Source organism: Achromobacter marplatensis (assembly GCF_002209535.1).
Lineage (GTDB): Bacteria > Pseudomonadota > Gammaproteobacteria > Burkholderiales > Burkholderiaceae_B > Achromobacter > Achromobacter marplatensis.
The window spans coordinates 126,694-138,470 of record NZ_NJIG01000002.1 but is presented as its reverse complement, the minus strand read 5'-3'; the positions used below and the strand labels follow the sequence as shown (position 1 = coordinate 138,470).

Annotated in this window: 11 protein-coding genes; 6 read left to right on the top strand and 5 right to left on the bottom strand. The window is 67.7% G+C overall.

What is annotated here, in order from left to right; translation table 11 throughout:
• Nucleotides 1-3: 3 nt before the first annotated feature.
• The 3 genes from paaG to CEY09_RS04160 are packed head-to-tail and all read right to left on the bottom strand — an operon-like array spanning nt 4 to nt 3,162.
• Nucleotides 4-828, bottom strand: a complete 825-nt coding sequence (gene paaG / locus CEY09_RS04170; protein ID WP_088587695.1) for a 2-(1,2-epoxy-1,2-dihydrophenyl)acetyl-CoA isomerase PaaG — start codon at nt 826-828, stop codon at nt 4-6.
• Nucleotides 825-1,937 carry an acyl-CoA dehydrogenase family protein gene (locus CEY09_RS04165; RefSeq protein WP_088587694.1) on the bottom strand — a complete coding sequence of 371 codons (1,113 nt, stop codon included), beginning with the start codon at nt 1,935-1,937 and terminating at the stop codon, nt 825-827. Before CEY09_RS04165 ends, paaG begins: the two co-directional genes overlap by 4 nt.
• Nucleotides 1,938-1,971: 34 nt before the next feature.
• Nucleotides 1,972-3,162 carry an acyl-CoA dehydrogenase family protein gene (locus tag CEY09_RS04160; protein ID WP_088587693.1) on the bottom strand — a complete coding sequence of 397 codons (1,191 nt, stop codon included), beginning with the start codon at nt 3,160-3,162 and terminating at the stop codon, nt 1,972-1,974.
• Nucleotides 3,163-3,363: 201 nt separating this feature from the next.
• Here CEY09_RS04160 and CEY09_RS04155 point away from each other — a divergent pair, with 201 nt between their 5' ends.
• From CEY09_RS04155 to CEY09_RS04135, 5 genes are read left to right on the top strand one after another with little or no spacing between them, the layout of a single operon-like run.
• A complete protein-coding gene (locus CEY09_RS04155) occupies nt 3,364-3,768 on the top strand; it encodes a Zn-ribbon domain-containing OB-fold protein (protein ID WP_035213797.1) in 405 nt (134 codons plus the stop codon).
• The gene (locus CEY09_RS04150; protein ID WP_006226351.1) at nt 3,765-4,937 is read left to right on the top strand and encodes a thiolase; all 1,173 of its coding nucleotides are present in this window, start codon (nt 3,765-3,767) and stop codon (nt 4,935-4,937) included. The genes CEY09_RS04155 and CEY09_RS04150 overlap by 4 nt, the downstream gene beginning before the upstream one ends.
• Nucleotides 4,938-4,954: 17 nt before the next feature.
• On the top strand, nt 4,955-6,475 hold the full coding sequence (locus CEY09_RS04145) for a class I adenylate-forming enzyme family protein (protein WP_088587692.1): 1,521 nt from the start codon (nt 4,955-4,957) through the stop codon (nt 6,473-6,475).
• A 57-nt stretch (nt 6,476-6,532) separates the two neighbouring features.
• On the top strand, nt 6,533-7,507 hold the full coding sequence (locus tag CEY09_RS04140; RefSeq protein ID WP_088587691.1) for a Bug family tripartite tricarboxylate transporter substrate binding protein: 975 nt from the start codon (nt 6,533-6,535) through the stop codon (nt 7,505-7,507).
• Between the two features lie 18 nt (nt 7,508-7,525).
• Complete coding sequence (locus CEY09_RS04135) at nt 7,526-8,488, top strand: NAD(P)H-dependent flavin oxidoreductase (protein WP_088587690.1); 963 nt, start codon at nt 7,526-7,528, stop codon at nt 8,486-8,488.
• Between the two features lie 63 nt (nt 8,489-8,551).
• On the opposite strand, the gene CEY09_RS04130 is transcribed toward CEY09_RS04135, so the two are convergent.
• Both CEY09_RS04130 and CEY09_RS04125 read right to left on the bottom strand, forming a co-directional pair.
• Nucleotides 8,552-9,547 (bottom strand): Bug family tripartite tricarboxylate transporter substrate binding protein, encoded by a 996-nt coding sequence (locus CEY09_RS04130; protein ID WP_088587689.1) that lies wholly within the window; start codon nt 9,545-9,547, stop codon nt 8,552-8,554.
• Nucleotides 9,548-9,785: 238 nt separating this feature from the next.
• Nucleotides 9,786-10,685, bottom strand: a complete 900-nt coding sequence (locus CEY09_RS04125; RefSeq protein WP_006226345.1) for a LysR family transcriptional regulator — start codon at nt 10,683-10,685, stop codon at nt 9,786-9,788.
• A gap of 177 nt (nt 10,686-10,862) precedes the next feature.
• Here CEY09_RS04125 and CEY09_RS04120 point away from each other — a divergent pair, with 177 nt between their 5' ends.
• Complete coding sequence (locus CEY09_RS04120; RefSeq protein ID WP_088587688.1) at nt 10,863-11,777, top strand: SDR family NAD(P)-dependent oxidoreductase; 915 nt, start codon at nt 10,863-10,865, stop codon at nt 11,775-11,777.

Below are 11,777 nucleotides of genomic sequence, written 5' to 3'. Positions count from 1 at the left end.
GCCTCAGGTGCCGGTGAACGCCGGCGGACGCTTTTCCGCGAATGCCCGCATGCCTTCCAGGTAATCGTCGGTGTAGCCCAGCTCGCGCTGAAACCGGCATTCCAGGTCGAACTGCTGCGCCAGCGTGTTGCCGCTGGACGCATGCAGCGCCGCCTTGGTCGCCGCATAGGCCCGCGTGGGCCCGGCTGCCAAGGTCGCCGTGACGTCCGCCAGCGTGGCCGCCAGCGCGTCGTCGGGCACCACGCGCCAGATCAAGCCCCACGATTCCGCCTGCCGGGCGCTGACCGCTTCGCCGAACAGCGCCGCCCCCATGGCGCGGGCCGACCCCACCAGCCGCGGCAAGAACCAGGTGCCGCCCGCATCGGGCAGCAGGCCGATCTTGCTGAAGGCCTGGATGAAGCGCGAGGACTCCACGGCGAACACCACGTCGCACGCCAGCACCAGGCTGGCCCCGGCACCGGCCGCCACGCCGTTCATCACGCAAACCACCGGCACGGGCAAGGCGCGCAGGCGAGTAATCAACGGCCGGTAGCACTTCTCAAGAATCTGGCTCAGGTCGCGGCGCGAGCCGTCGTCAGAAGGCTTGCGTTCGCTTAAGTCCTGGCCGGCGCAAAAGCCCCGGCCGGCCCCCGTGATCACCAGCCCGCGCAAGCCCGGATCGGCCTCCATGGCGTCCAGCGCGCGCGCCAGTTCGGCGTGCATGACTTCGGTGAAGCTGTTCAGCCGGTCGGGGCGGTTGAGCGTGATGACGCCCACGCCGTGGTCCAACGTGAAGCGGATCTGGGTGTACTCGCCGCCTTCGGCCGTGTGTGACGTTGCCGCGCTCATGCCAGCTCCTCCAGCACGGCCAGTTGCTCGGCGGTGTCGCCCAGCAACTGGTCCACTACCGTCAAGCGCTTGAAATAGTCGCCCACGTCCAGTTCGTCCGTCATGCCCATGCCGCCATGCAACTGCACGGCCATCTGCGCCACCAGGCGACCCGCGCGCGCGGCTTCCAGCTTGGCCGACGCGATCATGCGGCGGCGCTGCGCGGCATCCGGTTCGGTCAAGGCCGCGACCGCCACATAGGCCATCGACAGGGCCAGTTCCTTGGCCACCAACATCTCGGCCAGCCGGTGCTGCAAGGCCTGGAAGGACGCCAGCGGCTGCCCGAATTGCTTGCGCGTCTTCAGGTAGTCCACCGTGATCTCCAGCAAGCGGTCCATGGCGCCTGCCGCATGCGCGCACAGCGCCGCCGTGCCCCACTGCAAGGCCTGCGCCAGTGCGTCATCCGCCGCCGGCCCCTCGGCCAGCAAGGCGTCGGCAGGCAGGCCCACCGCGTCGAAATCCAGCCGGGCGCAGCGCGCCCCGTCCAGCGTCGGCGTATCGGTCACGCGCACGCCCGCCGAGTCGGCCGGCACCGCCAGCAGCAGGGTCTGCCCGTCAGCGCCCTGCGCGCTGACCAGCCAGGCCGAGGCCGCGGCGCCGTGCCACACCAGATGCTTGACGCCGTCCAGGCGCCAGCCTTCTGCCGTCTTGGCCGCGCGGCAGCCCTGCGGGTTCGTGTCGTAGCGGCGGCCGGGTTCCTGGTAGGCCACGCTGACGATCGCCTCGCCCGATGCGATGGCGGGCAGCCAGCGGCCGCGCACGGCGTCGCCGCAGGCGTCCAGCAGCGCCGCGCCCATGACGGCGCTGGGAATAACCGGTTCGGATACCAGCCCGCGGCCCAGTTCCACATGCACCGGCAGCAGGCTGGCAGGCACTTCGCCAAAGCCGCCGAAGTCCTGCGAGATGGTCAGGCCCAGCACGCCCAGTTCGGCCAGCGCGCCCCAGGCCTTGGGGTCCAGCTTGCCGTCCGCCTGACGGGCGCGGCGCTGGGAATACGTCCATGCCTGGTCGACCAGGCGGCGCAGGCTGTCGGCCAGCATGCGCTGTTCTTCGGTGTAGATGAAATCCATGCGTGTCTTCCTGTCGGATTGCGCGTGGGCGGGCCTACAGGCCCAGCACCAGGCGGGCGATGATGCCCTTCTGCACTTCGGTCGTGCCGCCGTAGATCGAGGTCTTGCGCATGTCGGCGTAGCCCGCGCCTGCGGCCGCCGCCATCTCGGGGCCCGGGCCGTGGGAATCGCCGCCGGCCTGCAGCCAGTCGGGGTCGTACGGCCACGCGTCCGGCCCGGCCACTTCCATTTGCAGCATGGCCAGATCCTGCTGGATCTCGGAGCCGCGGATCTTCAGCACCGAGGCCTCGGGGCCCGGCGTGCCGTCGTTGCTGGACGCCACGCGCAGGAGCAGCATTTCCAGCGCCATGATGTCGACTTCGATCCGCGAAATACGGTCGCGGATGCGACTGTCGGCCAGCAGCGGCTTGCCGTGCGACTGCGCGCGCGCGGCCATCTGCTTCAAGATGCCCAGTTCGCGATGGCAATGGCCCAGTCCTGCAATGCCGGTGCGCTCGTGGCCCAGCAGGTACTTGGCGTAGGTCCAGCCCTGGTTCTCTTCGCCCACCAGGTTGGACACCGGTACGCGCACGTTCTCCAGCCAGACCTCGTTCACGTCGTGGCCGCCGTCCAGCGTGCGGATGGGGCGCACCGTCACGCCCGGGGCGCGCATGTCCAGCAGCAGCATCGAAATGCCGCGCTGCGCGCGCGCGTCGGGGTCGGTGCGCACCAGGCAGAACATCCAGTCGGCGTACTGCGCCAGCGTGGTCCAGGTCTTCTGGCCGTTGACGATGTATTCGTCGCCGTCACGCACCGCGCGGGTCTTGAGCGAGGCAAGGTCGGAACCAGAGCCCGGCTCCGAATAGCCCTGGCACCACCAGTCCTCCACGCGCAGCATGCGCGGCAAGAGGCGCGCCTGTTGTTCGGCGCTGCCGTACTTCATCAGTACGGGCCCGATCATGGACAGGCCGAAGGGCAGCAGGCGCGGCGCGCCCGCCTTGAAGCATTCCACTTCGAAGATCAGGCGTTGCAACGCGTTCCAGCCCGTGCCGCCGTGCTCCACAGGCCAGTTGGGCGCGCCCCAGCCGTGGTCGGCCAGGATGTTGTGCCAGCGCACGTAGTCCTCGCGTTCCAGCCGTTGATGCCGCAACACCTTGTCGCGGATGTCGTCCGGCAGCTTGGCGGCGGCGAATGCGCGCACCTCGTCGCGGAATTGGCGCTCTTCTCGCGTCCAGGTCAGGTTCATGGTCTACCTCCTTTGCCCGGTATCTAGCCACGGCCCCGACAGGCCGGCAATCTGCCTCTTCCGAAGACCGGCTTCGCGCAGGATGTAGGGCGCCCCCCCCACTACAGGTCCGCAAAAGGCCTGCTTCAGCAATGAAGAATGGCCGAACCCGGCGGCAGTACCGACACTAGCAGCCGTCATCCACTGGAATCCCATCGCACCATGACTGTTCCCGATCACCAGGAAGGCGTGTCGCAGGGCGTCGAGGCGCAGTACCGCCAGGCGCTCGACCAGGGCCGCTTTCTTATCCAGCATTGCGCCGGCTGCGACCGCGCGGTGTTCTATCCCCGAATGATCTGCCCGCACTGCGGGGCGGACAAGCTGGCATGGGCCGAGCCTGACGGCCGCGGCACCGTCTATTCCACCACCGTGGTTCGGCGCAAGCCCGAGGCGGGCGGCGACTACAACGTGGCGCTGGTCGACCTGCAGGAAGGCGTCCGGCTGATGAGCCGCGTGCAGGGCATCGCCCCCGCCGACGTGCACATCGGCATGGCGGTGCGCGCTCAGGTGGCGCAGCAGGACGGCCACGGCCTCGTGGTCTTCGTACCCAACAAGGAGGCGCCATGACGCTGAAAGATCTGCGCGGCGCCGTCGCCGTGGCGGGGGTGGGCCACGCGGGCCTGGGACAGGCCGCGGGCTACACCGAAATGGAAATCCTGGTGCAGGCGGCGCAGCGCGCCGTGGCCGACGCCGGCTTGACGATGCGCGACATCGACGGCATCTGCACGGCCAGCGTCGCCGCGCCGATGTGGGCCATGCCGGTGATCGAACACCTGGGCATCCGCCCGACCTTCATCGACAGCACCATGCTGGGCGGCTCCAGCTTCGTGGCCCACTTGATGCCGGCCCTGCATGCGCTGGCCTCCGGCCAGTGCAACGCGGTGCTGGTCTGCTACGGCAGCACGCAACGCACGTCCACGCTGAGCCGGGCCGAAATCGGCCGGGTCCGCAAGCAGTTCGACCCCCAGCCCTACGAAACACCCTACGATCCGCTCAGCCCCTTGTCGTCGTACGCGCTGGCCGCCGCGCGCCACATGCACCAGTACGGCACGCGCCGCGAACATCTGGCGCAAGTGGCCCTGGCAGCCAACCAGTGGGCGCAGTTGAATCCCGAGGCGCAACTGCGCGAACCCGCCACGCTGGACCAGATCCTGTCGGCCCGCATGGTGTCGGACCCGTTGAGCGTGCGCGATTGCTGCCTGGTCACGGACGGCGCCGGCGCCTACGTGCTGGTGCGCGCCGACCGTGCGCGCGACCTGCCGCGCCCGCCCGTCTACGTACTGGGCAACGCCACCGCGGTCTGGAACCGGCAGATCTCGTCCATGGAAGACCTGACCGTGACGGCCGCGGCCGAATCGGGCAAGCGCGCCTTCGACATGGCGGGCGTGTCTCAGAAAGACATCGACGTGGTCGAACTGTACGACGCCTTCACCATCAACACCCTGCTCTTCCTGGAAGACCTGGGCTTCTGCGCCAAGGGCGAAAGCAAGGACTTCATCGCGGACGGGGCCATCGCGCCGGGCGGCAGGCTGCCGGTAAACACCAACGGCGGTGGCCTGTGCTGCGTGCATCCCGGCATGTACGGCGTCTTCATCATGATCGAAGCCGTCCGGCAGCTGCGCGGCGAAGGCGGCGCACGCCAGGTCGCCGATGCGCAACTGGCGCTGGTGCATGGCAACGGCGGCACGCTGTCCAGCCAATCCACCGCAATCCTGGGCACCCAGGCCACCCTTTGAACGCCACGGCAACACCGATGTCCCACGCAGAACCCATCACCCGCATCCACGAAGTCGTCGCGCTGCAGGCGCAACAGCGGCCCGACGCCATCTGCCTGTACGAAGAGGGCGGCGGCACGCTGACCTACGCCCAACTGTGGCAACGCGTGCAGGCCGTCGCCGGCTGGCTGCGCGACCAGGGCGTGCAACCCGGCCACCGGGTGCTGATGGTGGGGGAAAACTGCACGGCGGTGATTGCCGCGCTGTTCGGATGCGGCCTGGCGGGCGCGTGGCCGGTGGGCGTGAACGCCCGCCTGTCCGCACGCGAAGTCGACAACATCCGCCAGCATGCGCAGCCCGAACTGCTGCTCTACACCACGGACGTCTCGTCCGCGGCGGCCGCGCATGCCGTGGCGGCCGGCGCGCAAGACGCTGATCCTGCCGTCTGGGGGCCCGGCGTGCAGGCCGCGCGGGCCGCGACGCCCACCCAGGCGGAAGCCGGTGAGCTGGCGGCCGAAATGGCCACCGTGATCTATACCTCCGGCACCACGGGCGCACCCAAGGGCGTGATGGTGCCGCATCGCGGCCTGCTGCACTTTGCGCGCGTATCCGCAGCGTCCCGCCGGCTGACGCCTCACGACATCGGCTATGCGGCGCTACCCATGTCGCACATCTTCGGCATTGCCACGGTGCTGATGGCCACCGTGCATGCGGGCGCCAGCCTGGTGCTGCGCAGCCGCTTCGACGCCGAAGACGCGTTCAAGGCGCTGGCGCACCCGGGCGTCAGCATCCTGCAGGGCGTGCCCACCATGTTCAGCCGCATGATGGCCGTGGCGCCGCCGCGCGCCGACCTGCGCGCGCCCGCGCTGCGCTACCTGTACACCGGCGGCGCGGCGCTCGACCCCACGCTCAAGCGCGACGCCGAACGCTATTTCGGGGTGCCGATGCACCATGGCTACGGCATCACCGAATACGCGGGGTCGATGTTCATCACACGCATCGACGCCCCGCGCGCAGACTGCTCGGCGGGCTATGCGGTGGAAGGCGTGGAAATGCGCATTGGCAGCCCCGACAGCGGCACCCCCGCCCCCGGCGAACGCGGCGACATCCTGATCCGCGGCCCGGGCGTCATGCTGGGCTACTACCGCAGCCCCGAACAGACGGCGCAGGCGCTTCTGCCCGGCGGCTGGCTCAACACGGGCGACATCGGCTATGTCGACGACAGCGGCGCGCTGTTCATCGCCGGCCGCTCCAAGGACCTGATCATCCGGTCCGGCTTCAACGTGTATCCCATCGAAGTCGAATCGGTGATCAACGCGTTCCCCGGCGTGCGGCTATCCGCCGTGGTGGGACGCAACACGGCCGACCAGAACGAGGAAGTCATCGCCTTCGTCGAACCCCTGCCCGGCGCCACGATCGACACCAACCTGCTGATGCTGCATCTGCGCGCGCAACTGGCGCCCTACAAGCGGCCCGCACGGATCATCCCCATCGAGACCATTCCCACGACCGTCAGCGGAAAAATCCTGAAGCAGCCGCTGAAAGAAAGGCTGGCGTAGGCGCGGACCCGCTGTTCCGCTCCACGACCGGCCACTTATACACAAGGAGACAACAGCGTGAACATCAAGACCCTCTTCGCCGCGGCCACCGCCGTGGCGGCGCTTGCCACGGCGACGTCCGCCCAGGCGGACGGCTACCCCGAACGCCCCATCCGCCTGCTGGTGGGCTACGCCCCTGGCGGCCCCGTCGACACCACGGCCCGCGTCTTCGCCAAATATCTGGGCGACAAGCTGGGCCAGACCGTCGTGGTGGAAAACCGCGCCGGCGCCAGCGGCATGATTGCGTCCGATGCCACTGCCAAGGCCCCACCTGATGGCTACATACTGGGTTTTGCCGCCAGCCCCACCCTGACCATGTCGCCGCTGGTCCAGCGCAGCACGCTGTTCGACCCGCGCCGCGATTTCTCGCTGATCGGGCTGGTGGTCGACTACGCCAATGTGCTGCTGATCGGCCCGCAGATTCCGGCCAAGAACGTGGGCGAACTCGTCGGCTACGCGCGCGCGCATCCCGATGCCGTGTCGTTCGGGTCCGCTGGCATCGGCGCATCCAACCACCTGTCGGCCGAGCTGCTGAAAAAGCAGGCCGACGCGTCGATGCTGCACGTGCCGTACCGCGGCAATTCGCCAGCCATGATGGATGTGATCAGCGGCAAGGTAACTTTCATGTTCGACATCACCAGCACCGCCATCCCCTTCATCAAGAGCGGCAAGGCCCGCGCGCTGGCCGTCACGTCCAAGACCCGCAACCCCGAACTGCCCGACGTGCCGACGATGATCGAAGCCGGCATGAAGGACTACGAAGTGGTGGGTTGGTACGCGCTGGTCGGCCCCAAGAAGCTGCCCGAGGCCGTCTCGGCTCGCCTGACCCGCGCGCTGGACGACGTATCCAAAGACCCCGCCTTCCGCCAGGCCATGACCGAAGGCGGCTACACCATCAACGCCGGCGATTCGAAGGCGTTGCAATCCCGTATCGACCGCGAGTACGCCTTGTGGTCGGACGTCATCCAAAGCGCCAACATCCAGGCGAACTGACCCCACCCGGAGCCCCAGATGCCTCCTCCGCTTGCGCTACAAGCCCAGACCCGCTTGCCGATCATCGGCGCCCCCATGTTCCTGGTCTCTGGGCCGGAGCTGGTCGTGGCGCAATGCGCGGCGGGGATCATCGGCACGTTCCCCTCGCTGAACGCCCGTCCGCAGGAACAACTGCACGAGTGGATCAGCCGCATCGAGGAAGGCCTGGCCGCCAAGCGCCAGGCCGACCCCGGCGCGCGCGTCGCGCCGTATGGCGTGAACCTGATCGTCCATCCCAGCAATCCGCGCTGGCTGGGCGACCTGGCCATCTGCGCCGAACGGCGCGTGCCCCTCATCATCACGTCGCTGCATGCGCCGGAAGCCGTGGTGCAGGCCGTGCACCCTTACGGGGGGCTGGTCTACCACGACGTCACCAACGTACGCCACGCCAAGCGTGCGCTGGAGGCGGGCGTCGACGGCCTGATCCTCGTGGCCGCCGGCGCAGGCGGCCATGCGGGCCAGATCAACCCCATTGCGCTGGTCAACGAGATCCGCGCGTTCTATGACGGCCCGCTGGCGCTGTCGGGCTGCATCAGCCACGGCAAGGACATCCTGGCGGCCCAGGTCCTGGGTTGCGACTTCGCCTACATGGGCACGCGCTTCATCGCCACGCAGGAGTCACTGGCTGGCGAGGCCTATCGCGAAATGGTGTTGCAGGCGCAGGCGGCCGACGTGACCTACACCCCGTACTTCTCGGGCGTGCCGGCCAACTACCTTTCCGCCAGCATCCAGGCCGCGGGACTGGATCCCCTGGCACTGGCCAGGCAAGGCGATGCGCCGCCCGCCAACCTGGACAAGCATTCCCGGCCCAAAGCCTGGAAGGACGTCTGGAGCGCGGGCCAGGGCGTGGGCGCGGCGCAAGAGATCCTGCCCATCGCCACGCTGGTGGATCAACTGGAAGTGGAATACCGCAGCGCCCGCAACGCCTTGCTGGCCGCGTGAAACGCCAAGGCGGCGGGCCTGAACCCAGGCCCGTCCGCGTCGGTCGGCAAAAGCGCTGTTGCCCTATTCCAGCTTGATGTTCGCGGTCTTGATCAGGTCGCGCCACTTCACGATCTCGTCGCGGACGAATTCGCCGAACTGCTCGGGCGTGCCGGGCTTGGGCTCGGCGCCGGCCGCGATCATGCCCTTGGCGGTGGCGGGGTCCGACAGCACTTTCACCATATCGGCGTTCATGCGCTTCACGATGTCTGGTGGCGTGCCCTTGGGCGCCATCACGCCGCTCCAGGAATAGGCCTCGTAGCCCGGCAAACCGGATTCGGCGATGGTGGGCACATCCGGCAGCATGCTCGATCGCGCGGGGTTGCCCACGCCAAGCGCGCGCACCTTGCCGCCCTTCAAGTGCGGCACGGCGGACGGCCCGTCCGCGAACATCACTTGCACCTGCCCGCCCAGCAGGTCCTGCATGGCCGGCGCGCTGCCGCGATACGGGATGTGCTGGATCCGCACCCCGGCCATCGCATTGAAGAGTTCGCCCGCCAGATGCGTGCCGCCGCCGGTGCCAGACGAGCTGAACGAGAGCTTGCCCGGATTCTCTTTGGCGTAGGCGATCAGTTCGCTCACCGTGTTCACGGGCAGGGATGCGTTCACCACCAGCACGATGGGAAACACCGCCGCCATGCCGACCGGCACGAAGTCGCGGCTGATGTCGTAGCTGAGGTTGTCGCGCAGGCTGGGCAGCACCGCGTGATGGATGGACGCGAAGAAGAAGTTGTAGCCGTCGGGCTCAGCCTTGGCCGCGAACTGCGCACCGACGATCCCGCCCGCGCCCGACTTGTTGTCCACCACGGTAGGCACCGACCACAACTGTCCAAGCGGTTGCGTGGTGAAACGCGCGGTCGTGTCCACCGGACCGCCGGCGGGAAAAGGCACGATGAAGGTCACGGCGTGCCCGGGCCATGTGGCGGCGCGGGCGGTGGCCGGGAACAAGGTGGGCACGATGGCGGCGGCGCACGCGGCGCCCAGCCCCGCGACGACGCGGCGGCGTTGAGGATCAATCACTGCAGTCTCCTGAGTCTTGGTGTTATTCACGGTCAAGCTTCAAGAACTGCTGCCCGCCGCTCTTATTTATTATTTTCCGAGCGCGGGCAATCGCCGCTACACATTTTCAAAAGCCCCTCTTTCGCACGGGATGGAAAGTTCGGTAAGCGGACACAATCTGCGCCTGCGCGACGCGTGGATACGACACTTGGCCTAGGGAAAACGGTGCGGGGGCCATCCGGCCCCCGCTGCGCTTGGTTCATTGCCCGCGCGCGGCGCGCTGCACGTGTTCGATGAAGCACTCGGCGAAGCTGGGCAGGTCGCGGCCGCGCTGGCGGCACAGCAGGCGGTCGCGCAGCGCCCAGGGGTCTTCCAGTTTCAGCACATGCAGCGCGTCGGGGCGGCTGTAGCGCGCGGCGCAGGCCCGCGGCACGACCGCGATGCCCGCGCCGGCCTCCACCATGCGGCACACCGCTTCGAAACTGCCCACGTGCACGCGTTGGCAGATGCGCTTGCCCAGGCCGCTGGCGATGTCTTCCAGGAAGGTCTGGATGGCGCTGTCGGGATGGATGCCGACGAACTGGTAGGCGTCGACCAGGTCTGCGAAATGCGCGGACTTCGAGGCCGCCAGCGGATGCTCCAGCGACGTCACCACCGTGAGTTCATCGCGGAACAAGGGCGTGACGTCCAGCCCTTCCACGTCGATGTTGCCGGCCACCAGCCCAAGGTCTCCGGCGCCTGCGCGGATCGCGATGACGATGTCGCCGGATATCTTCTCTTCAAGCTCCACGTCCACGTCGGGGTTTTCCGCCAGGAACGTGGACAGCGCATCGGCCAGAAACGAATTGGTGGCCGTGGTGTTAGCCAGCAACCTCAAGCGTCCCTTTAATCCGCTGGCATAGGGTTGCAGGTCGGCGTTCAGGCATTCCAGCTGCCGGAAGACGGCGTTGGCGTGCTTGAGCAGCACCTCGCCCGCCGGCGTCAGCGCAACCCCTGTGGCCAGGCGCACCAGCAACCGCGCCTTGAAGGCCTCTTCCATGTGCTTGACCCGCGCGCTTGCCGCCGGCAAGGACAGGAAGGTGCGTTCCGCAGCCCGGGTCAGATTGAGTGTTTCCCCTACGTTCAGAAACAAACGCAGGTCAGTCAAATCATGTCTCATGTTCCACCACGCAGAAGGGGGGCATTTCTAATTTTGAATTCTTCGAATGCCGGGTCGAATCTACCATGCACCAGGGCCTGTTAACACTAGCAGGCTCCGATCCCGCGAACCCTACCGGTTGATGCGGAACTGTTTTCCACAGGCGGCGCATGCGCCGCAGTACAGGAGTCAGAGGCAATGAGCGGCATGGTTTCCGGAAAGGTAGTGGTCGTCACGGGCGCGGGTGGCGGCATCGGGCGCAGCATTGCGCTGGCGATGGCGCAGGCGGGCGCCAAGGTGGTCGTGAACGACATCGGCGTGTCGCTGACAGGCGAAGGTGGCGCGGAAGGCCCGGCGCAAGCGGTGGTGAAAGAGATCGTCTCGGCCGGCGGACAGGCTGTTGCCAACACCGACAGCGTGGCCGCCTACGACAGCGCGAGCCGCGTGGTGCAGACCGCCATCGACGCGTTCGGCCGCATAGACGCCGTGATCAACAACGCGGGCAATCTGCGCGACCGCGTTTTCCACAAGATGAGCGAAGAGGAATGGCGCCAGGTGATCGACGTGCACCTGAACGGCTCGTTCTTCATGAGCCGCGCCGCGGCCCCCTATTTCCGCGAACAGGAATCGGGCGCCTTCGTGCACATGACGTCTACCTCCGGCCTGATCGGCAACTTCGGCCAGGCGAACTACGCGGCCGCCAAGCTCGGCATCGTGGCCCTGTCCAAATCCATCGCGCTGGACATGGCGCGCTACAACGTGCGCTCGAACTGCATCGCGCCCTTTGCCTGGAGCCGCATGACGAGTTCCATCCCGGCAGAAACAGACGAAGAGAAGGCCCGCGTCGAAAAGTTGAAGAAGATGGAAGCCGGCAAGGTCGCGCCAATGGCCGTCTACCTGGCCAGCAACGCGGCCTGCGAAATCACCGCGCAGATCTTTGCCGTGCGCGCCAACGAGATCATGCTGATGAGCCAGCCGCGGCCCTTGCGCACCGTGCACAACAGCGAAGGCTGGACGCCGGAACGCATTGCTGAAATTGCCGTGCCCGCCATGCGCAAGCACTTCTACGCGTTGGAGCGTTCGCCCGACGTGATCGACTGGGATCCCATCTGA